This is a genomic window from Agreia bicolorata, assembly GCF_000938265.1.
GTDB lineage: Bacteria > Actinomycetota > Actinomycetes > Actinomycetales > Microbacteriaceae > Agreia > Agreia bicolorata.
In genome coordinates, this window is sequence record NZ_JYFC01000007.1 from 158,091 (window position 1) to 179,669 (window position 21,579).

The window sequence follows — 21,579 nt, forward strand, 5'->3', positions numbered from 1 at the left end:
TGACTAGGGAAGCGGCCGCACGAGAGCGTCGAGGCGGCGCTGCCACGCGGCTGCTCGGCCGTGGGTGCGCCCGAGCGTGGGGCCGTTGCTCCATGACGTGACGACGCGGATGCCGTGCAGAGCGTTGACCACCCAGACCTCGCAGCCCGCGAGATCGGCCGGGGTAGCGAACTCCTCGCCGGTGTCCGTTCCCGTTGCCGAGGCCAGGAGCCGGATGGACTTCGCGGTGACGCTGTCGACGCGGCGCAGCGACGCCGAGGGAGCGAACAGCCGGTCGCCGCGCCACCACAGCACGGCGCTCGTGGCTCCGTCGACGACGTGCCCCGCGGCAGAGACGATGATCGGTTCGTCGACGTCGTTCTGCGCAGCCTCGCTCTTCAACGCACCGAGCCGCTCGATGTCGGGGCCTTTCACCGTTGTGACGACCCTCGGGTCACCATCATCGAGAGAGGCGACTCGCACGGAGGCGCCGAGAGTCGGAGCGGGCCGCAGGCGAAGGGCGAGCGTCGTCTCGCCGCCCGTCTGCAGCGCGTCGACACGGGGAAACCACTCGCCGGTGCGGGGAAGCTCGTCGACCGCCGCCTGCCAGAAGCTCTCGGCGGTGAAGGAGTCGATCGTCGTCTGCGACGCGACACCGCGAAGGAACCTGTCGCGATGCAGCTGCAGGGCCCGCACTCCGCCGTCGGCGACCAGCCAGCTGTCGGCCACGAGCACGCCCTCGTGCGCTGGGACATCCGGAGTCTCGACCAGTTCTTGTCCTGTCCAGACGAAGAAGCGGGGCGTGATCACACGGCCTACGCTATTACAGTGTCCCGTCGCGTCGTCACCAGAGCACTGCAGCACTGGGTCGATCCGGAACGGGTGTTCATCGAGGTCTACGGTCGAGCGCCGAACGCCTTCTGGCTCGATTCCGGGCGCGATTCCGCCTCGGGAACGAGCTATCTCGGGGCGGGCGACCCGATCGACTCGCCGGCAGACCTGCCTTCGTTGATCGACGAGCTTCGAGAGCGCCGACGTGCGGTCGATGCAGCCGTGGGTGCCTCCGAGGGATTCGATCTCGGCTGGGTGGGCTGGCTGTCGTACGAGTTCGGCGCGGCCGAGCACGGGGTCGACACGGCGATGACGTCTCTCCCCGGCGCCGCTCTACTGTGGGTGACCCGCGCCATCGCTTTCGATCACGGTGCGGGCGTGGTCACGCTCCTCGCGCTCGAGGGCGAACCGGATGCCGAGGGCTGGCTCGAGCGCACGGCGCACCGCCTCGACGCTCTCCGCGTCGGGCATCCGCCGGTGCTCGCGCCGTTTCCCCTTGCGGGACCAGGCCGCATCCGGCAGTCGCTCGCGGCACCAAGAGCGCAATGGAGGCACGACGCCGCCGACTACGCGCGGCTGGTGAGCGAGTGCCAGGAGTCGATTCGGCGGGGAGACGCCTACCAGCTGTGCCTCACGAACGAGATCACGGCCGATGTGCATCCCGACCCTCTCGGTCTCTACCTCGCGGTGCGCGCTTCGAACCCGAGCCACCACGGCGGATATCTGCGCATCGGCGGAGTCGCCCTCGTGAGTGCCAGTCCCGAGCGCTTTCTGCGGATCGATGCCGCCGGGGCCATCGAGACGAAGCCGATCAAGGGAACGCGGCCGCGGGGCGCGACCCCTGTCGATGACGAGAGGCTGAAGGAGGAACTGCTCGCCAGCGACAAGGAGCGCGCCGAGAACCTCATGATCGTCGACCTGATGCGCAATGATCTCTCGCGGGTCGCGCTGCTCGGATCGGTCGAGGTGACCAGCCTCCTCGCGATCGAGAGCTACAGCTCTGTGCACCAGCTCGTCAGCACGGTCACAGCCCGGCTTGCCTCCGGCGCCGACTCGCTCGATGCCGTCGCCGCGCTGTTTCCCGCAGGATCGATGACGGGCGCGCCGAAGATCAGTGCCATGCGCATTCTGAACAGGCTGGAGGGCGGGGCTCGCGGCATCTACGCCGGCGTCTTCGGTTACTTCGGTCTCGACGGGGCGCTCGACCTGGCAATGGTCATCCGCAGCGTCGTGCTTACGTCGGGCGGCGCATCCATCGGCACGGGCGGGGGAATCACGGCGCTGTCTATCGTCGACGAGGAGGTCGAGGAGACGCGGATCAAGGCTCGACCGTTGCTGGATGCGCTCGGCCTGTAGAGCCGCGCGCGCCTAGAACGCGCCCGGTTCGCCGACGGCCAGATGGCATCCGGCGGCGTGATCGTTCACGAGACCGGCGTATTGCATCAGCGCGTACATCGTCGTGGGCCCGACGAAGCGGTAGCCGAGCTTCTTCAAGGCGGCGCTCGCGGCCGTCGAAAACGGGGTGGAGGGAGGGATGGAGGCGTAGGACTCCGGCGCGACCGTGCGCCGCGGGGGAGCGAAGCTCCAGAGGAGGGCATCCAGCACGCCCGGCTGCGCGTCGACGAGGGTCTTCGTCGCCCGGGCATTCGCAATGGAGGCCGCGATCTTCGCGCGGTTGCGCACGATGCGGGCGTCGGCCAGGAGGCGCTCGACGTCGCTGTCGTCGAACGCGGCGACGCGGTCGATGTCGAACGAGGCGAACGCGGCACGGAAGGCCTCGCGCTTGCGCAGGATGGTGATCCACGAGAGCCCGGACTGGAAGGCTTCGAGGCAGAGCTTCTCGAACAAGGGCTGGTCACCGTGCAGCGGCCTGCCCCACTCCTCGTCGTGGTACGGCAGCATCTCCGGTGCAGAGTGCGCCCATCCGCAGCGGGTGATGCCGTCGGCACTGGTGATGGTCGCGTCCACGCGCTCAACGATACGGTGCGGGCAGGTTTAGTACGATGGATTGCTGCCGCGCCCCCATGCCACGCTTATGTCGTGCATTCATGGGTGTGTATCGCGGTGATCTTGGCCCCAGCAGCCGAACCCAAGCAGGAATTGAGAGTCGCGTGACCATCGAAACGACGAGCGCCGAGCAGTACGACCCCCGCAATGACCCGGCCCTCCAGTACGACTTCGCCGCCATTCAAGAGAAGTGGCTGCCTCGTTGGGACGAGATGCAGCCTTTCAAGACCGACCTCGACGGCGACAATCGCCCGCGCAAGTACGTGCTCGACATGTTCCCGTACCCCTCGGGTGACCTGCACATGGGCCACGCCGAGGCGTACGCGCTCGGAGACGTGATCGCCAGGTACTGGCGCCAGCAGGGCTTCAACGTTCTGCACCCCATCGGCTGGGACTCCTTTGGGCTGCCCGCCGAGAACGCTGCGATCAAGCGCGGCCTCGATCCGCGCCAGTGGACCTACGACAACATCGAGCAGCAGAAGCGCAGCATGCGCCGATACGCCGCGTCGTTCGACTGGGATCGCGTGCTGCACACCAGCGACCCCGAGTACTACAAGTGGAACCAGTGGCTGTTCCTGCAGATGTACAAGAAGGGCCTCGCCTACCGCAAGGCCAGCTGGGTCAACTGGGATCCGGTAGACCAGACTGTGCTCGCCAACGAGCAGGTTCTGCCCGACGGCACCTCGGAGCGCAGCGGCGCGGTCGTCGTCAAGAAGAAGCTCACCCAGTGGTACTTCAAGATCACCGACTATGCCGACCGCCTGCTCGACGACCTGAACCAGCTCGAGGGCAGTTGGCCCTCGAAGGTGCTCAGCATGCAGCGCAACTGGATCGGCCGCTCGATCGGTGCCGACGTCGACTTCGCCGTCGAGGGCCGCGACGAGCCCGTCACCGTGTTCACCACACGCCCCGACACGCTCTTCGGCGCGACCTTTATGGTCGTCGCCCCAGACTCCGACCTCGGCATCGAGCTGGCGGCCGGGTCAACGCCCGAGGTGCAGGCCGCCTTCAAGCAGTACCTGACCGACGTGCAGAAGAGCACCGAGACCGAGCGCCAGGCCACCGACCGCCCGAAGACGGGTGTGTTCCTCGAGCGCTACGCGATCAACCCGGTCAACGGAGAGCGCATGCCCATCTGGGCCGCCGACTACGTGCTGGCCGACTACGGAACCGGCGCCGTCATGGCCGTTCCCGCGCACGACCAGCGCGACCTCGACTTCGCCCGCGCCTTCGACCTGCCGATCCGCATGGTCGTCGACGTGACCGCTCCGGCGACCGGTGCCATCCCGATCATCACCGACGAGATGTTGGATGACCCGAACTTCGGCAGCTATGACCCCGCTGTCACGGGCATCGCGCTCGCGGGTGACGGGCGTCTCATGAACTCAGGCCCGCTGAACGGTCTGTCGAAGGTCAACGCCATCAAGAAGGCCATCGAGATTCTGCAGCAGCAGGGCGCCGGTCGTCCGGCCAAGAACTACCGGCTGCGCGACTGGCTGATCTCGCGCCAACGCTACTGGGGCACGCCCATCCCGATCATTCACGGCGAGAACGGCGAGGAGATTCCCGTTCCCGAAGACCAGCTGCCCGTGCTGCTGCCGCCGAGCGACGGTCTCGACCTGAAGCCGCGCGGCAGCTCGCCGCTCGGCGCCGCAGAGGACTGGGTCAACGTGACCAACCCCATCGACGGAACGCCTGCGCTGCGCGACGCCGACACGATGGACACGTTCGTCGACAGCTCGTGGTACTTCCTGCGCTTCTTGAACCCGCACGACAGCGAGAAGGCGTTCGATCCGAAAGACGTCGACAAATGGGCGCCCGTGGACCAATACGTGGGCGGTGTCACGCATGCGATCCTGCACCTGCTCTACGCGCGCTTCATCACCAAGGTGCTGTTCGACCTGGGTCTTGTGTCGTTCACCGAGCCCTTCAGCGCGCTGCTGAACCAGGGCATGGTGCTTATGGACGGCTCGGCCATGTCGAAGTCCAAGGGCAACATCGTGCAGCTGAGCGACCAGCTCGACGAACACGGTGTCGACGCGGTGCGCCTCACCATGGCCTTCGCCGGCCCGCCCGAAGACGACATCGACTGGGCAGACGTATCGCCTGCCGGATCCTCCAAGTTCCTCGCTCGCGCGTGGAGGCTGGCCGGAGACGTGACCAGCAAGCCCGAGGTCAACTGGCGTGATGGCGACATCGCCCTGCGTCGGGTCACCCACCGCTTCCTGGCCGAGGCCCCAGGCCTCATCGAAGCATTCAAGTTCAACGTCGTCGTCGCCCGCATCATGGAGCTCGTCAACGTGACCCGCAAGGCCGTCGACTCGGGCCCTGGCGGCGCCGACCCGGCGGTGCGCGAGGCTGTCGAGACGGTGGCCCTGGGGCTCAGCCTGTTCGCGCCCTACACGGCGGAGGACATGTGGGAGCGCCTCGGCTACCCCGCATCCATCTCGGCATACGGCTGGCGCGGAGCCGATCCGGCCCTGCTCACCGAGGAATCTGTGACCGCCGTCGTGCAGGTCGATGGCAAGGTGCGCGACCGTCTCGAGGTGCCGCCCACGATCGCCGGCAGCGACCTCGAGGCGATGGCTCGGGCATCCGCCGCCGTTCAGCGTGCCATCGGCGATCGCGAGATCGTCAACGTGGTCGTGCGAGAGCCGCGCGTCGTGAGCATCGCGACGAAGCCGCTGGCGTAGCGCGGGTCCGCCGAATGAACGCCTTTCGCAACACCGCTCTTGTGCTGCTGACGGGGTTCGGCGTGTATTTCGCCGTGCTCGTTCCCGCGCTCACGCTGAGCTGGATCATGATTCCGGTCGGAGTCATCCTGCTGGTCGCTGCGGTGGTGCTGGCCATCGACACCCGTCGTGATCGGCGCCGTTCGTCTCAGACACAGGCCGACAAGAAGCCGTAACAGCCTCACCACTCCTCACCAGTCGCCCTGGCGTGCGTGCTGTTCACAGTGCGGCGCCGGGGCGATTGTCGTCACCGGTCGCGCGCTTACCGTGATGACATGGATGCCGAATCGCCGCCACCGGCGCGGGCTCGGCTCGGCATCGGGGTCGGCGCGGGCATCGTGATTGTGCTCGCCGTGCTCGTGGTCGCGGTGCTGGTCTCGGCCCTTGCGCCGCGCGGCAGCAGCGAGGTCCTCGTGACGAATCCGGGCGCGGGGCAGAGCAGCTCCCCGCTCGATGGTGTGGGGGAGTCTGGCGGCGGAGCCGATTCGGCCGAGGCGCCTGCGATCTATGTGCACGTGCTCGGGTCGGTTGCGCGACCGGGGCTGTACGAGCTGCGTGAGGGAGCCCGCGTCGTCGATGCCATCGCCGCCGCGGGCGGATACACCGACGTGGCCGACCCGGCGCAGCTCAACCTGGCGCGCGTCGTCACCGACGGGGAGCAGGTGTACGCGCCGGCGGTCGGCGAGCTCCCTCCAATGTCTGCGAGCGGAGGAGCGGCGGCTCCGGGCGAGTCGGCATCCGGCGCCGTCAATCTGAACACCGCAGACTCCGCGACCCTCGAGACTCTGCCGCGCATAGGCCCGGAGACCGCGAAGAAGATCATCGCCTACCGAGACGAGCACGGCCCGTTTACATCGATCGACCAACTGCTCGAGGTTCCTGGCATCGGGCAGAAAACGCTCGACGGACTCCGTGACGCGGCATCCGTGTGACCGAGTCGCGGCGGAAAGCACGGCATCCGGCCTTCACGCGGTGGGCCGATCATCGACTGACCGTCCCCGCTGTTTTCGCCTGGGGCGCGGCATTCGTTCTGGTCGCGCAGCCCGGTGTTGCTGCATCGGTTCTGCTCGTCATGGTCGGGTGCCTTTCGGTCTCGCTGGCGTTGTGGCGAGCGTTGGCGTCGGCCGAAGCGGGATCTCGGCGGGGGAGGGTTCTTCGGCGCGTGCGTGGTGGCCTTCCGACGCTTGCCGTCTGCGCGGGCATCGGCGCGTGCATCGCGACCGCGGTGCTCGTCCTTCAGCCACTGCGAGAGCCGCCGCTGCTTGTCGACTCGGCGCAGCAAACGCTGTCGGCCGAACTCGAGGTCTTGGGAACGCCGTCGGAGACGGCGCACTCGGGCTTTGGCGGCGAATCGGTGTCGGGGGTGCGATTCGAGGCGACACTGCAGCGCGTTCAGGATTCCGCTGGCAGCAGTGATCTCACCTCGACGAGGGTGCTGCTCTTCGTCGACAACCTCGCCACGGTCGACGCTCCTGTCGTCGGATCGACGATCCGAGTCGATGCACGATTCCGCCCCACCGACGACGGATCCCAGACCGCCTGGCTCGCGTTCGCAGAGGGGCGCCCACAGACGATCCAGCCTCCCGGGTGGCAGCTTGCCTGGGCGGCCGATCTGCGCGCCCGGTTCGCCGACGCCGCCCGAGGCCTTCCCGGTGACGGCGCCGAGCTGGTGCCGGGGCTCGCTCTGGGCGACGACTCCCTCGTCGACGCGTCGCTCGACGAGGCGATGAAAGACAGCGGCCTCAGCCACCTCACAGCCGTATCCGGTGCCAACTGCGCCATCGTCATCGCGGGCGCGTTTCTGCTCGCGGGCTTCGCCGGTCTTCGTCGCGGCGCACGACTCGGCGCCGCGGGCGCCGTGCTGGTGCTCTTCGTCATCCTCGTCACGCCGCAGCCGAGCGTCATTCGAGCGGCGGCCATGGCCGCGATCGTTCTTGTGTCGATCGGGGCGTCCCGCTCTGCTCGAGGCATGCCCGTGCTCTGCCTGGCGGTCGTCAGTCTCATCGTAACCGATCCGTGGCTCTCGCACAGCTTCGGCTTCGCCCTGTCGTCTCTCGCGACGGCCGGGCTCCTGCTGTTCACCCGGCCCCTCACATCCGCGTTGTCTCGGTGGATGCCGACCTGGCTAGCAGCCGTCATCGCTGTGCCGCTCGCCGCCCAGCTCGCCTGCCAGCCTGTGCTGGTACTCCTCACGCCCACGATCGCCCCGTACAGCATCCCGGCGAATCTGCTCGCTGCGCCCGCCGCCCCGATCGCCACGGTGGTCGGCTTGCTCGCGTGCCTGGTGGGTGCCCTCATTCCGCCGCTGGCCGTGCAGACCGTGTGGCTGTGCTGGTTGCCGGCGGCGTGGATCGGCGCCGTCGCACGCTTCTTCGCCGGAGCCCCGGGTGCTCGCTTGCCCTGGGTGCCCGGCCTCGTCGGCGCACTGCTCGTACTGGTGTTGACCGCGTTGGCGCTCTGGGTCGTGCTTGCCTCCGGCACTCCTCGCCTTCGTCGTATCACGGCGGTGTTTCTGGTTGCCGCGGTCGTCGGCGTCTACGGCGGGGTGCTGGTCGGTGGAACCATCGCGCTGCGTCTGTCAGTGCCGCAGAACTGGCGTATCGCGGCGTGCGACGTCGGGCAGGGCGACGCCGTGCTTGTGAGGAGCGGAGATGCGATCGCCCTCATCGATACAGGGCCAGAGCCGGATGCGTTGCGCGCCTGTCTCGATCGAATGCAGATCGGTCGCATTGACCTTCTCGTGCTCACGCACTTCGACCTCGACCACATCGGCGGCATCGGCACTGCCCTTGGCCGAGCAGACGCAGTGCTGGTCGGTCCGACCGACGGCGGGGCAGACGAGCGTGTTGTGCGCCGCGTCGTCGAGTCCGGAGCCACCGTGCGACAGGCGGCACGAGGCGACAGGGGAGAACTCGGAGCCCTTCGTTGGGATGTGCTCTGGCCTGTGGTCGACACCACGCTTCGGGGCAACGGCGCGAGCGTCACCCTCAGGTTCTCGGGTGATATCGACGCTCTCTTCCTCGGAGACCTCGGCGAGAGTGACCAGGCTCAGCTGATGGCGGAAGGCAGGATCGGCCCGGTCGACGTGGTGAAGGTGGCGCATCACGGATCCGGTGACCAGAGCGCCGAACTCTACAATCGCATCCACGCCCCGGCCGGCATCATCTCCGTGGGCGCCGACAACGACTACGGGCATCCCAACGACCGCATCCTCGAGATCCTTGCTGATGCTTCCACTCGCGTCTTCCGTACCGATCAGCTCGGTCTGATCGTGGTGTCGATTGAGGGCGACGACACCGTGGTGTGGAGCGAGAGGAAGGCGGCGGCCGGCGCCGCGTCCGCCGTGTCGGCGCCGCCGAGTAGGCTCGATAAAAGAACCGACAGAGTGAGGACACGTGGCTACTGCACGCGGCGCAAAACAAACGGCGAAGGCCTCGATCCCGCAACTCTCGTGGGAGCAGGTTCGCCCTGCGCCCGTTGTGCTGGTATCGGGCACGGAGTCGTTTCTCGCCGAGCGCAGCATCCGGCAGCTCCGTGATCTGTTGAAGCTCGAAGACCCGAGCCTTGAGGTCTCCGATATCGATGCGTCGTCGTACGCGCCGGGTGAGCTGCTCACCATGGCGAGTCCATCGCTGTTCGCCGAGCCACGCATGATCCGGGTGTCTTCGGTCGAGAAGTGCACAGACGATTTTCTGCTCGAGACGATCTCCTACCTCGAGAACCCGGCAGACGACACGTACCTCGTGCTTCGGCACGGCGGCGGGGTCCGCGGCAAGAAACTGCTCGACGCCATTCGCTCCGGTTCGGGCGGGGGCATCGAGATCGTCTGCGCCGAGCTCAAGAAAGACGCAGAGCGCTACGAGTTCGCCTCCGCCGAGTTCCGCGCGGCCGGGCGTCGCGTCTCATCGGGTGCGCTTCGCGCGCTGGTCGCCGCGTTCTCCGACGACCTCGCCGAGCTCTCCAGCGCCTGCCAGCAGCTCGTCGCCGACGCATCGGCTGAGATCACGGAGGCCACGGTCGACCGCTACTACGGAGGCCGGGTCGAGGCCAGCGCATTCGCCGTCGCCGATATGGCTATCGCCGGCAGACACGGCGAGGCGCTCGCTCTTGCACGGCACGCGCTCGCCTCGGGCGCCGACCCGGTGCCGATGGTCGCCGCGTTCGCTATGAAGCTCCGCACGATGGCAAAGGTGCTCGGCACCCGCGGCGGATCAGGCCAGCTCGCAGGCCAGCTGGGCCTCGCGCCCTGGCAGATCGATCGGGCCCGTCGCGACCTGGCCGGCTGGTCGGGCGCGGGTCTCGGCCGAAGCATCCAGATGCTCGCCGAAACCGACGAGAACATCAAAGGCGGCAGCCGCGACGCCGTCTACTCGCTCGAGCGCATGATCGGCGTCATCGCCGAACGAGGCGAGCTGCCCCGCTGAGCCGCAGGCACGAAAAAAGCCCCGCGGTCGCGGGGCTTCTTTCGTGCGCCTGTCTCGTTAGAGAGCGGCGACGGTCTTCGCGATGGCCGACTTGCGGTTCGCGGCCTGGTTCTTGTGGATGACGCCCTTCGAGGCGGCCTTGTCGAGCTTCTTGCCGGCGACCGTGAGAGCGGCGGCGGCCTTGGCCTTGTCGCCCGACAGGACGGCGGCCTTGGTGGCGCGGATAGCGGTCTTCAGCTCGCTCTTGACGGCCTTGTTGCGCTCCTGGGCCTTCTTGTTGGTGCCGATGCGCTTGATCTGCGACTTGATGTTTGCCACGAAATTACCTCTTGTATGTGTTCGGATGAATGCAATGCGACCGACCGGCGACCGCGAGTTCGCTCCGCATAGTAAGACGGAAGCGTAAGCCAACAGGCAACGTTACCAGACGGTCGCCGTCTCGACAATATCGAGGCGACCCAGGGGCTCGCTGCCAGCGCGGACTGCGGCGTTTCACCGTACCCCGACCGAGGCGTAGCGTTAATGCTCTCATGCCACAGCTCGCATCCCACATCGATTCCGTTCCCCCGTCGGGAATCCGCCGCATCTTCGAGATGGCGCTGGCGCTCGACGACGTCGTGATGCTCGCGGTGGGGGAGCCCGACGTCGGGGTCGAGCCCGAGATTCTCCGAGCTGGTTCGGATGCCTGGCTCGCCGACGAGACCGACTACGGGCCGAACGGTGGCCTTCCCGCTCTCCGCGAGGCCTTGGTTCGCAAGCTGGCGCGCGACAACGGCGTCATCGTCGACACGGAGCAGGTCTGGGTGACCTGCGGCGGCATGCAGGCTCTCTACCTCGCGATGAGCCTCACTCTCGGTCCCGGAGACGAGGTTCTCATCCCGGATCCGGGCTACTCGACCTTCGCGATGAACGCGGCGATGATCTCCGCGGTCTCCGTCCCGTATCCGCTGCGTCGCGACAACGCATTTCTGCCAGATCTCGACGAGTTGACGAGGCTGGTCACGCCCCGCACCCGCATGATCGTCATCAACTCGCCGTCGAACCCGCTCGGTGCGATCTTTCCCGAGGAGACGCTGCGGGCCCTCGTGGAGTTCGCGCGGCAGAACGATCTCTGGATCCTCAGCGACGAGGTGTACGAGGCCTTCAGCTACGAGACACCGCACGTCTCGGTCGCGAGCCTCGACGCCGATGACCGCGTCTTCTCGGTGTTCTCACTGTCGAAGACCTACGCGCTCACGGGCGCGCGGGTCGGCTACCTGGTCACGCCTCCCGGGCTCGCGACGACGATGCGCACGGCGCAGGAGGCGATGATCAGCTGCGTCAACACACCCGCGCAGTTCGCCGCCCTCGCGGCGGTCGAGGGAGACCAGACGCATGTCGCGGCTGCCGGTGCGCACTACCGTCAGAATCTCGATGCGGCCACGCGACTGCTGCAGCAGCGCGGCATCGAGTATCTCCAGCCGTCGGGCGCTTTCTATCTGTGGGTGAACGTCGGATACGCGACCGGCGGCGACGTGGCCGGGTGGGCCGAGCGGTTCCTGCTCGAGAAACGGGTCGCCGTGGCGCCGGGCAGCGCTTTCGGCCGTGGGGGAGAGGGCTGGATCCGCATCTGTGTCGCGGCCGGCCTCGACGACCTGCTCGAGGGCATCCGTCGCCTGCCCGACCCGGCCCGCCATCAGGTGGATGCGCAGACGCCGGCGCGTGGGGGCATTTCCGTGCGCCCCGCCCGCCCCGATGAACACGACGAGATCGCACACCAGCGCCTCGAGGCGTATCGACTCGACTTCACCATCGGCGACGACTACGCCGTGCAGATCCTCGATGTGCCGCGCCACGCGGCCATCGGCGAGGTCTGGGTGGCCGTCGACGACGAGACCGGTCGCATCCTGGGTTCGGTCACGACGCCCCGACCGGGCGAATTGCTGACGCCCCTAGGTCGGCCGGGCGAATTCGACTTCCGCCTCCTCGCCGTCGACCCGGCGTCGCGTGGGCGTCGCGTGGGCAGCATCCTCACCGACTTCGTCATCGAGCTCGCCCGTGCGCGCGGAGCCGAGCGCGTCGTGATGAACAGCGGAACCGAGATGACGACGGCGCACGGACTCTACGAGCGGCGTGGGTTCTCGCGCATGCCTGATCGCGAGAACCCTCCCGGCATCGAGCCGTCGCGCGCCTACGGCCTCGACCTCTGACGCTCGAGCTGCCTCGCTAGTTCTTCGCGGCGTACGAGCCGGTGCGCAGCTCGTCGAGGATGCTCGGACCGTTCGGCTCCCAGCCCAGGTCGATGCGGGCGGCGCTTCCCCTGGCCTGCTGGTCGAGCAGCAACGCGTCGGCGAACTGCTCACCGAGGCGAGCGCGCGTCTCTTCCACGGTCTGCGCCTCGACACGGGAATCGAGGCCCTGGCCGGCGGCTGCGGCCTCGCCGATCTCGCGCACCGTCGGATTCTCTCCGCTGGCCCCGATGTAGGTGGAGCCCGACTCGCCGAGATCGAAGGCCAGGATGTAGAGCTCGGCCAGGTCGTCGACGTGCACGGTCGTCCAGTGCTGAGAGCCGTCTCCCACGAGTCTGACGGCGGGCGCGATGCCGCTGCCGTATTCGCCATCGATAAAGAGCGCCGGGATGCCCGCGCCATGCCCGAAGACGACGGCCGGGGCGATCAGGGTGGTCGAGACGCCCTGAGCCTCGAGCACGCGCTTCTCGATCTCCCAGCGCCAGGCCGTGATAGGCGGAGCGTTGCGGGGCGAGTCCTCAGTGATGTCGGGGTTGCTGCCCCAGACCCAGATTCCACTCGTGTGCACGTAGCGCTTGTCACTTCCCTCGAGGCCGGCGAAGACGGCTGTTACGAAGGCGTCGTCGACATCGCGGCTGGAGGCATCGCCCGGAGAGGCGAGGTGGATCACGCCATCGCTCGCGATCGCCTGCTCCGTCACCAGCTCCGTGTCGGTGATGTCGCCAATCACCGCGGTGGCTCCGAGAGCCTCGATCTTGGCAGCCTTATCGGGCGACCGTACGCGGGCGGTCACGTCGCGCCCCTGCAGTCGGAGCTGGCGGAGGACTGCGGATCCGATGAAGCCGGTGGCACCGGTAAGAAAAATACTCATGACCATATTCAACCGCGCCCGAGAGTCGGCTGCCTCATCTTGAGTGACCAAAAGCGTCGGCCTCGAACAACGTGAGAGAATGGGCGCTTACCCGCCGTACGACACAAGAGGAACGCGTGAGCCCGCTAGCTAAGAAGGCCCTGGAGCCGGCATCCACCGACCCCGCGTTCATTCGCAATTTCTGCATCATCGCCCACATCGATCACGGCAAGTCCACGCTGGCCGATCGCATGCTGCAGATCACGGGAGTGGTGAGCGACCGCGATATGCGGGCTCAGTACCTCGACCGCATGGACATCGAGCGCGAGCGCGGCATCACGATCAAGAGCCAGGCCGTGCGCATGCCGTGGTCGCTCGACGAGCAGACCTACGCGCTGAACATGATCGACACTCCTGGCCACGTCGACTTCACCTACGAGGTGTCCCGATCGCTCGCGGCGTGCGAGGGTGCGCTTCTGCTTGTCGACGCCGCTCAGGGCATCGAGGCCCAGACTCTGGCGAACCTCTATCTGGCGCTCGACAACGACCTCACGATCATCCCCGTGCTCAACAAGATCGATCTGCCGGCAGCAGACCCCGACAAGTACGCGCAGGAGCTGGCCAGCCTCATCGGCGGCAAGCCCGAAGACGTGCTTCGGGTCTCGGGCAAGACAGGCGCGGGCGTTCCCGAGCTCCTCGACCGTCTCACGGCCCTCGTTCCTGCGCCCCAGGGCGATCCGGATGCCGCGGCTCGTGCCATGATCTTCGACTCGGTCTACGATTCCTACCGGGGCGTTGTCACCTACGTGCGTATGATCGACGGTCAGCTCTCGCCACGCGAGAAGATCCAGATGATGTCGACCCGCGCCACTCACGAGATCCTCGAGATCGGTGTGTCATCGCCCGAGCCGACCCCCAGCAAGGGGCTCGGCGTCGGCGAGGTGGGCTACCTCATCACGGGCGTGAAAGACGTGCGTCAGTCCAAGGTCGGCGACACGGTCACCACCCACTCGAAGCCGGCCACCGAGGCCCTTCCTGGCTATACGGAGCCGCTGCCGATGGTGTTCTCGGGTCTCTACCCGATCGACGGCACCGACTATCCCGCGCTTCGAGATGCCCTCGACAAGCTCAAGCTCAGCGATGCGTCGCTTGTGTACGAGCCTGAGACCTCTGTTGCCCTCGGCTTCGGCTTTCGCTGCGGATTCCTCGGACTGCTGCACCTCGAGATCATCAACGAGCGTCTCGAGCGCGAGTTCGGTCTCGACCTCATCGCCACGGCGCCAAGCGTCATCTACGAGGTGACCACCGAAGACAAGAAGACCGTCACGGTCACGAACCCCAGCGAATTTCCGTCGGGCAAGATCACCAGCGTTCACGAGCCGGTGGTCAAGGCCGCGATCCTGGCGCCGAAAGACTACGTCGGCGTCATCATGGAGCTGTGCCAGAGCCGTCGGGGAACCCTGCTCGGCATGGAGTTCCTCGGTGAGGACCGCGTCGAGATCCGCTACAACATGCCGCTGGCCGAGATCGTCTTCGACTTCTTCGACAGCCTCAAGTCGAAGACCGCGGGCTACGCCTCGCTCGACTACGAGCCCATCGGAGATCAGGAGGCCGACCTCGTGAAGGTCGACATCCTGCTTCAGGGCGAACAGGTCGACGCCTTCAGCGCGATCGTTCACCGTGACAAGGCTCAGGCCTACGGCGCCCTCATGACCGAGCGTCTGCGCAAGCTCATCCCTCGTCAGCAGTTCGAGGTGCCGATCCAGGCTGCCATCGGCGCGCGCATCATCGCCCGTGAGTCGATCCGCGCGATGCGCAAAGACGTGCTCGCCAAGTGTTACGGCGGCGACATCAGCCGCAAGCGCAAGCTGCTCGAGAAGCAGAAAGAGGGCAAGAAGCGCATGAAGATGGTCGGCCGGGTCGAGGTGCCCCAGGGCGCGTTCATCGCGGCGTTGTCTGGCGATACGGAGACGAAGAAAGAGAAGAAGTAACCCCATGCTGCAGCGATCCACGCACACGGGGCAATCTCTGACCTACGCGGCCGTCGGCGCCTCACAGGCCGCCGACCTCATGTTCTACCCGCCCAAGGGGTACAGGCCGGCCGAGGACAGCATCCGCATCGGCTCCGGTCGTGATCGGTTCGAGGCCGCCGCGGCGACCCTGCTCGCGTGGGGCGTGCAGAAGAACAGCGGCATCGAGGTCTCGAATATCGAGTTGCCCACACCGAGCGACACTGACTACGCCGGGCTCGTCTACGACGCCGACGGCACGCCACTGGCCGCCCGCGACGTCAATCCCGAACTCACCTACTCCGAAGACGGCACCCCGCAGATCTCGGCCGGCGTCACGGCTGACCTGCGCATCCGGGCCTATGGCCGTGTCGTCACGGCTCCCGTGCGGGTCGTTCTCGTCATCGACGAGCCGAACGAGGCCGGCTTCGCCTATGGAACCCTTCCCGGGCATCCGGAGGAGGGCGAAGAGAGCTTCGTCGTCACACACGAGCCCGACGACTCCGTCTGGTTCACGGTGCGCTCCTTCTCGCGCGGCAGCACATCGTTCTACCGGATGGTCGCGCCGCTGCTTCGTCGCCAGCAGCGCCAGATGACGAGACGCTACCTGCGCGCGCTTCTTCCCGGTCGCGCCGCGTGAGCATTCTTCGCTCGGCGGGCCGTCGCTGATGGCGTCTGCGCTTCCTCTCGGTGATCCCGCGCCGCTCGACGGTCTTCTGCCCGCCGACTCCGCCCGCGACGCTGCGTCGCGCAACTTCGGCGTCTACCTGCACGTTCCGTTCTGCCGCGTGCGCTGCGGCTACTGCGACTTCAACACCTACACCGCCACCGAGCTGCGGGGGGCGAAGCAGTCGGACTACGCGTCTCAGGCCGTGGCCGAGGTCGATCTCGCCCGCCGTGTGCTCGAGCAGTCGGGCGTGCCGTCACGAGAGGTCTCGACGGTATTCTTCGGTGGCGGAACCCCGACGCTGCTGCCGGCCGAGAACCTGGTGCGTATGCTCGCGGCGGTTCGTGACGCATGGGGCCTGCAACAGAGCGCCGAAGTCACGACCGAGGCGAACCCCGACAGCGTCGACGCCGACTACCTGAAGATCCTTGCCGACGCTGGATTCACCCGGATGAGCTTCGGCATGCAGTCCGCGGTGCCGCACGTGCTGCGCACCCTCGACCGTACTCATGACCCCGAGCGCGTTCCCCTCGTGGTCGAGTGGGCCCGCGAAGCCGGGCTGCAAGTGAGCCTCGACCTCATCTACGGAACGCCGGGGGAGTCGGTCGAGAACTGGCGCACCTCACTCGAAAGTGCCCTGGCCTCGCAGCCCGATCACCTCTCGGCCTACGCGCTGATCGTCGAACAGGGAACGAAACTGGCGCGCCAGATCAAGTCGGGCGAGGTTTCCGAGCCCGACGACGACCTCGAGGCCGATATGTACGAACTGGCCGACGAGATGCTCTCGGACGCCGGGTACTCCTGGTACGAGGTGAGCAACTGGGCGGCGAACGACGCATTCGTGTCGCGGCACAACCTGGCCTATTGGCAGGGTCACGACTGGTGGGGCGTCGGCCCGGGCGCCCACAGTTACGTCGGAGACACCCGGTGGTGGAACGTCAAGCACCCGGCCGCCTACGCCGAGCGTATCGCCGCAGGCCATTCGCCGGCCGCGGGCCGCGAGATTCTGGATGCGACGACGCGCGAGACAGAGCGGGTTCTGCTTCTCACGCGCATCCGGGAGGGCCTGCGCATCGACTCGCTCGCGGCGGAGCCGAGGCGTGAGGTCGCGGGCTTGATCGCCGACGGCCTCATCGACGGGCGGTCGGCCATTCAGGGCACCGTGGTACTCACGCTGCGCGGGCGGCTGCTTGCCGACGCCGTCGTGCGACGCCTGACCAGCTAGTCGCCGCTACTTCACGAGGCGGAAGATCAACGGATAGCGGTAGAAGTCGCCAGCGTTCGCCTTAACCGCGGCGATGATCATGAAGATCACCGCAGCCGGGCCCAGGATGATCAGCAGCAGGGATGCGATTCCGAGTGTCGGGATGCTGAGGATCAAGATGGCCACGGCGTAGATCGTGTACGAGATCTGAAAGTTCAGTTCCTCGAGCGTGTGCTGGCGAATGAAGTCTCCGCGGTCCTTCAGCACGAGATAGCCGACGAGCGCGGGAATGAATCCGAACAGGATTCCACCGAGGTGGATCAGCGTTGCCCAGAGGCGCTGGTCTTGCGGCGCCATCGGGGGCTGGGGCTGGTACGTGGCATCGGACGGAGGCGGGGCTGAAGTCATGCCGACCATTAAAGCAAAGAAGCGCCGATCGACACGAGGTGTCGATCGGCGCTTCGTGCGGAAGCGACTACTTGATGAGTCGGATGGCGAACGGGTAGCGGTAGGTTCCGCCTCCGTTGACCTTCACGCCACCGATGATCGGGAAGATGATCTGCGCCGCCCAGATCGCCAGCACGATGATAAGAGCAATGATCGGACCGAGGATGGGAATGAGCGACAGGATCGCTCCGACGATGATGTTGGCCACCCACGCGATCGCGATGGTGATCTGATAGTTGAGGGACTCCTTGCCCTCCTGGTTGACCAGGGGGCCGCGGTCCTTGAAGATGAGCCAGATGATCAGCGGCGGGATGAAGCTGAGAACGCCACCGAAGTGAGCGAGCGACGCCCAGAGTTTGTCGTCGGACTGGCTGAGCGGCGCGCCAGGGGTCGCGGCGGGCTGAGGCGTGTATCCCGGCGGCGGCACCTGGCCTCCGGCTGGGGCGCCGTACTGCGGGGGAACGGACGCACCGGCAGGCGAGCCGAAGTCTGGGGGAACCTGACCGGCGGGCGGCGTGTAGGGAGGGGGCGTCGGCTCGCCCGCACCCGATGTGTTCTCGGGAGTTGCGTGGGGATCGGACATGAGTCGGGCCTTTCGTCGCTGGATGAGGGGCTTCCAGCACAAGATACTGCGGAACTCCTCTATCGGGCAATGATCCTTAGGCGCCTTAGGCAAGATATAATTGGCACTCAGGATCTCCGAGTGCCAATCGTTCGCGAGACGGTGCAGACGAAAGAGCGCAGACGAGAGGGAGGTGTCGCGACATGGTGTCAGACCGCAGCCTCGAGGTGCTCCGGGTCATTGTTCAAGATTATGTGGCGTCCCGAGAGCCCGTCGGCTCCAAGTCGATCGTCGATCGACACTCGTTCGGCGTCTCTGCGGCCACCATTCGAAACGACATGGCACTGCTCGAAGAAGAAGAACTGATCACGGCCCCGCACACGTCGTCGGGTCGCATCCCGACCGACAAGGGGTACCGCCTCTTCGTCGACCATCTGGCCGACCTCAAGCCGTTGACCCCGGCTCAGCGTCAGGCGATCGAGACGTTCCTCGGCGAGTCAGCCGACCTTGACGACGTTCTCGCACGAACTGTTCGGCTGCTCTCGCAGCTCACCAGGCAGGTTGCGATGGTGCAGTATCCGTCGTTGCAGCAGGCGCGATTCCGTCATCTCGAGGTGGTCGCTCTCGCTCCGCAGAAGCTCCTCCTCGTTGTCATCACAGACTCCGGGCATGTCGACCAGCGCGTCGTCGACGTTCCCAGCGAGGTCGACATCGATTTCATCGGTGAGATCCGCGCCAAGCTCAACACCGCTCTCTCGGGCGTCGGGGTCGTTGAGGCGGCTGCTCGTCTCGGGGAGATCCCGGGCATGTTCGCAGCATCCCGGATGCCGGTGGTGCGGGTTCTCGTCGCGGCCATCGGTGATCACGTTGCGGCCACGCGCCACGACAAGCTCGTGATCGCCGGAGCATCCAATCTCGTGCGTACCGAAGACGACTTCCGAGGCAGCATCCTGCCCGTACTCGAAGCGGTCGAGGAGCAGGTCGTTCTTCTGCGGCTGTTCAGCGAGCTCGAGGCCGACCAGCGTGGAGTCTCGGTGAGCATCGGTCGGGAGAATGCTCCGTTCGGTCTGGGCGAGACCTCCATTCTTGCGAGTGGGTACAGCGCGCAGGGCGGTTCTCTCGCCCATCTCGGTGTGCTCGGCCCCACGCGCATGGACTACTCGAGCAACATCGCCGCCGTGCGCGCGGTAGCCCGCTACCTCTCTCGTGTTCTCGGAGAGAGTTGACCCCGTTCCTCCGCGCGTCGTCCCGGCGCCGCCCCCATCTGACAGCAAGCTGCCGCCCTGCGGTCAGCGCACACCGACTTATAAGGAGACGCCCGCGTGGCTGACCATTACGACGTGCTCGGCGTAGACAAGAGTGCTACACCCGAAGAGATCAAGAAGGCCTATCGCCGGCTGGCGCGCGAGCTGCACCCCGATGTGAACTCCGCGCCAGACGCAGAAGAGAAGTTCAAGGCGGTGACCCACGCCTATGACGTGCTGAGCGATCCCGGCCAGCGCCGTGACTACGATCGGGGTCCCCAGCAGGGCTTCCCGGGCGGTCAGGGTGGCTTCGGAGGATTCGGCGACATTTTCGAGACCTTCTTTGGTGCGCAGGGGGGCTCGCGAGGGCCGAAGTCGCGTGAGGAGCGCGGGCAGGACGCCCTGCTGCGGGTCGAGATCGACCTCGGCGAGGTCATCTTCGGAACGCACCGCGATCTCGAGGTCGATACGGCCGTGGTCTGCGAGACGTGCAACGGCTCGTGCTGCCAGCCCGGCACATCCCCGGTCACCTGCGACATCTGCGGCGGAAGCGGTCAGATTCAGCGGGCCGTGCGGTCACTTCTCGGCAATGTGATGACGAGTGCCCCGTGCGGCACGTGCCGCGGTTACGGCACCGTCATCCCCGCGCCCTGCGTCACCTGCCAGGGCCAGGGCCGCGTGCGCGCTCGGCGGTCGATTCCCGTCGACATCCCGGCCGGCGTTGACACGGGGCTGCGACTGCAGCTCCTCGGCCAGGGCGAGGTCGGCCCGGCCGGCGGACCGAACGGCGACCTGTACCTCGAGATGAAGGTGCGGCATCACGATGTCTTCAGTCGAAACGGCGACGACATCCTGTGCACGCTCGAGGTCTTTATGTGGGATGCCGTGCTCGGCACGACCTCGTCCGTCACGGCCCTCGACGGCGACATCGAGGTGGAGATCAAGCCCGGAACGCAGAGCGCGGAGATCATCACGGTGAAGGGTCGTGGAATCACCCATCTGCGCGGACAGGGCCGAGGCGACCTCAAGATCGGAGTGCAGGTCACCACGCCGACGAAGCTCGACCACAAGCAGAAAGAGCTGGTGAAGCAGCTGGCGAAGGCGCACAAGTACCCTGCCCCGACGCTCGGCCACTTCCAGCAGGGTCTGTTCGCCAAGCTGCGCGACCGCTTCCTCAACGTCTGATCATGAGCTCCCTGTTTCTCCGCTCCGACCTCGCCGGCGTGCCGCACGCCGTCGGTGACGGAATGGCGCTGGCCGGGCCTGAGGCGCGCCACGCGGTGACCGTCAATCGGCTCCGGGTGGGCGAGGTCATCTCCATCGGAGACGGCGCAGGACTCGTGGTTCGCGGGCCGATCGTCACAGTCGAACCGGCTGCGCTCGAGATCCGGGTCGAGTCGTCGACCGTCGATGCGGCTCCGGTGCCCGAAGTCTGGTTGGCTCAGGCGCTCGCCAAGGGCGACCGCGACGAACTCGCGGTGCAGGCGGCGACCGAGCTCGGCGCATCCGGCGTCATTCCGTGGGCGGCCGAGCGATCGGTGTCGAAGTGGACGGGCGCGAAGATCACGAAGGGCATGGAGCGCTGGGGCGCGATCGTGCGCGAGGCGGCGAAGCAGTCGATCCGCTCGTGGGTGCCATCGGTCGAGCAGCACATGAACACCAAGCAACTCGCCCGGCTCGCAGAAGACGCCACCGTGCTCGTTCTCGACCCGACGGCCGAGACTCGCCTCTCTCAGGTCGACCTGCAGGCGGATGCGCGCATCCTGATCCTCGTGGTCGGCCCCGAGGGCGGCATCGCACCGCACGAACTCGAGCTCTTCGAGAGCCGAGGCGCACTCAGGGTGAGGCTCGGCGACGAGATCCTGCGCACGTCGACGGCCGGCCCATCCGCTCTCGCCGTGTTGAACGCCCGCCTCGGACGCTGGTAGAAGCCCGAGCACGCTCCGCTCATGCCCGCAGCGAACGTCGGCCAGCCCGACCCCGACGGTGTGCCGTCGCGCTTAAGATGGATGCATGTCCAGTACCGGTGAAACGTCCTCGATCTTCTCGCGCATCGTGGCGCGAGAGATTCCTGCCACGATCGTTGCAGAGACCGACACGGTCATCGCGTTCGAAGACATCGCTCCGAAGGCGCCCGTGCACGTTCTCGTCGTGCCCAAGACAGAGAAGTACCGCAACGTCGTCGAGCTCGCTGCGGGCGATCCTGAGCTGCTCGCCGAGATCGTCGCACTCGCGTCCCGCATCGCTGAGGAACGCGCGGGCGGCGAGTTCAGGCTCGTGTTCAACACCGGTGAGGCCGCAGGGCAGACGGTGTTCCACGTGCATGCGCACGTTCTCGCCGGAAGCCTTGGAGAGGATTCCCTTGCCGACGGCTGAGGGTGCGGCGCAGGGTGAA

Annotated in this window: 20 protein-coding genes; 14 read left to right on the forward strand and 6 right to left on the reverse strand. The window is 66.8% G+C overall.

What is annotated here, in order from left to right; translation table 11 throughout:
- Window positions 1–3: 3 nt before the first annotated feature.
- Window positions 4–789: an aminotransferase class IV gene (locus TZ00_RS15320; protein ID WP_052521629.1), complete on the reverse strand. Its 786-nt coding sequence runs from the start codon at window positions 787–789 to the stop codon at window positions 4–6.
- Between the two features lie 18 nt (window positions 790–807).
- Between TZ00_RS15320 and TZ00_RS15325 the strand changes: the two genes are divergently transcribed.
- A complete protein-coding gene (locus tag TZ00_RS15325) occupies window positions 808–2,166 on the forward strand; it encodes an anthranilate synthase component I family protein (protein WP_044442992.1) in 1,359 nt (452 codons plus the stop codon).
- 12 nt (window positions 2,167–2,178) lie between these two features.
- Here the strand turns inward: TZ00_RS15325 and TZ00_RS15330 are convergent, their stop codons facing one another.
- Window positions 2,179–2,778 (reverse strand): DNA-3-methyladenine glycosylase I, encoded by a 600-nt coding sequence (locus TZ00_RS15330; RefSeq protein WP_202965867.1) that lies wholly within the window; start codon window positions 2,776–2,778, stop codon window positions 2,179–2,181.
- 251 nt (window positions 2,779–3,029) lie between these two features.
- On the opposite strand from TZ00_RS15330, the gene leuS reads away from it, so the two are divergent.
- From leuS to holA, 5 genes are all read left to right on the forward strand, one after another.
- Window positions 3,030–5,510 carry a leucine--tRNA ligase gene (gene leuS / locus TZ00_RS15335; protein WP_420796238.1) on the forward strand — a complete coding sequence of 827 codons (2,481 nt, stop codon included), beginning with the start codon at window positions 3,030–3,032 and terminating at the stop codon, window positions 5,508–5,510.
- Between the two features lie 14 nt (window positions 5,511–5,524).
- The gene (locus tag TZ00_RS15340) at window positions 5,525–5,725 is read left to right on the forward strand and encodes a hypothetical protein (protein WP_044442995.1); all 201 of its coding nucleotides are present in this window, start codon (window positions 5,525–5,527) and stop codon (window positions 5,723–5,725) included.
- Between the two features lie 99 nt (window positions 5,726–5,824).
- Window positions 5,825–6,481: a ComEA family DNA-binding protein gene (locus tag TZ00_RS15345; protein WP_044442996.1), complete on the forward strand. Its 657-nt coding sequence runs from the start codon at window positions 5,825–5,827 to the stop codon at window positions 6,479–6,481.
- On the forward strand, window positions 6,478–9,087 hold the full coding sequence (locus TZ00_RS19445) for a ComEC/Rec2 family competence protein (RefSeq protein ID WP_084606196.1): 2,610 nt from the start codon (window positions 6,478–6,480) through the stop codon (window positions 9,085–9,087). The genes TZ00_RS15345 and TZ00_RS19445 overlap by 4 nt, the downstream gene beginning before the upstream one ends.
- Complete coding sequence (gene holA, locus TZ00_RS20435; RefSeq protein ID WP_238579719.1) at window positions 8,987–9,973, forward strand: DNA polymerase III subunit delta; 987 nt, start codon at window positions 8,987–8,989, stop codon at window positions 9,971–9,973. The genes TZ00_RS19445 and holA overlap by 101 nt, the downstream gene beginning before the upstream one ends.
- Window positions 9,974–10,030: 57 nt before the next feature.
- On the opposite strand, the gene rpsT is transcribed toward holA, so the two are convergent.
- Window positions 10,031–10,291, reverse strand: coding sequence for a 30S ribosomal protein S20 (gene rpsT, locus TZ00_RS15360; RefSeq protein WP_044442998.1), 261 nt, complete (start codon window positions 10,289–10,291; stop codon window positions 10,031–10,033).
- Between the two features lie 212 nt (window positions 10,292–10,503).
- On the opposite strand from rpsT, the gene TZ00_RS15365 reads away from it, so the two are divergent.
- Window positions 10,504–12,162 (forward strand): aminotransferase class I/II-fold pyridoxal phosphate-dependent enzyme, encoded by a 1,659-nt coding sequence (locus TZ00_RS15365; RefSeq protein ID WP_161793789.1) that lies wholly within the window; start codon window positions 10,504–10,506, stop codon window positions 12,160–12,162.
- Between the two features lie 16 nt (window positions 12,163–12,178).
- On the opposite strand, the gene TZ00_RS15370 is transcribed toward TZ00_RS15365, so the two are convergent.
- Complete coding sequence (locus TZ00_RS15370; RefSeq protein WP_044443125.1) at window positions 12,179–13,072, reverse strand: NAD-dependent epimerase/dehydratase family protein; 894 nt, start codon at window positions 13,070–13,072, stop codon at window positions 12,179–12,181.
- A 116-nt stretch (window positions 13,073–13,188) separates the two neighbouring features.
- Here TZ00_RS15370 and lepA point away from each other — a divergent pair, with 116 nt between their 5' ends.
- The 3 genes from lepA to hemW are packed head-to-tail and all read left to right on the forward strand — an operon-like array spanning window position 13,189 to window position 16,952.
- Window positions 13,189–15,042 (forward strand): translation elongation factor 4, encoded by a 1,854-nt coding sequence (gene lepA, locus TZ00_RS15375; protein ID WP_044442999.1) that lies wholly within the window; start codon window positions 13,189–13,191, stop codon window positions 15,040–15,042.
- Window positions 15,043–15,046: 4 nt separating this feature from the next.
- Window positions 15,047–15,700, forward strand: coding sequence for a DUF1990 family protein (locus tag TZ00_RS15380; protein WP_238579716.1), 654 nt, complete (start codon window positions 15,047–15,049; stop codon window positions 15,698–15,700).
- Between the two features lie 28 nt (window positions 15,701–15,728).
- Window positions 15,729–16,952: a radical SAM family heme chaperone HemW gene (hemW, locus tag TZ00_RS15385; protein WP_044443000.1), complete on the forward strand. Its 1,224-nt coding sequence runs from the start codon at window positions 15,729–15,731 to the stop codon at window positions 16,950–16,952.
- Window positions 16,953–16,958: 6 nt separating this feature from the next.
- Here the strand turns inward: hemW and TZ00_RS15390 are convergent, their stop codons facing one another.
- Window positions 16,959–17,339: a DUF4870 domain-containing protein gene (locus tag TZ00_RS15390; protein WP_044443129.1), complete on the reverse strand. Its 381-nt coding sequence runs from the start codon at window positions 17,337–17,339 to the stop codon at window positions 16,959–16,961.
- Between the two features lie 67 nt (window positions 17,340–17,406).
- Window positions 17,407–17,961, reverse strand: coding sequence for a DUF4870 domain-containing protein (locus TZ00_RS15395; protein WP_044443001.1), 555 nt, complete (start codon window positions 17,959–17,961; stop codon window positions 17,407–17,409).
- Window positions 17,962–18,143: 182 nt separating this feature from the next.
- On the opposite strand from TZ00_RS15395, the gene hrcA reads away from it, so the two are divergent.
- The 4 genes from hrcA (at window position 18,144) to TZ00_RS15415 (ending at window position 21,560) form a co-directional block, all read left to right on the forward strand.
- Window positions 18,144–19,166, forward strand: a complete 1,023-nt coding sequence (hrcA, locus tag TZ00_RS15400) for a heat-inducible transcriptional repressor HrcA (protein WP_044443002.1) — start codon at window positions 18,144–18,146, stop codon at window positions 19,164–19,166.
- 96 nt (window positions 19,167–19,262) lie between these two features.
- Window positions 19,263–20,369, forward strand: a complete 1,107-nt coding sequence (gene dnaJ / locus TZ00_RS15405; RefSeq protein WP_044443003.1) for a molecular chaperone DnaJ — start codon at window positions 19,263–19,265, stop codon at window positions 20,367–20,369.
- A gap of 2 nt (window positions 20,370–20,371) precedes the next feature.
- Entirely contained in the window at window positions 20,372–21,112 is a 741-nt protein-coding gene (locus TZ00_RS15410; protein WP_044443004.1) for a 16S rRNA (uracil(1498)-N(3))-methyltransferase, read from the forward strand.
- Between the two features lie 85 nt (window positions 21,113–21,197).
- Window positions 21,198–21,560: a histidine triad nucleotide-binding protein gene (locus TZ00_RS15415; RefSeq protein WP_044443005.1), complete on the forward strand. Its 363-nt coding sequence runs from the start codon at window positions 21,198–21,200 to the stop codon at window positions 21,558–21,560.
- Window positions 21,561–21,579: the final 19 nt, after the last annotated feature.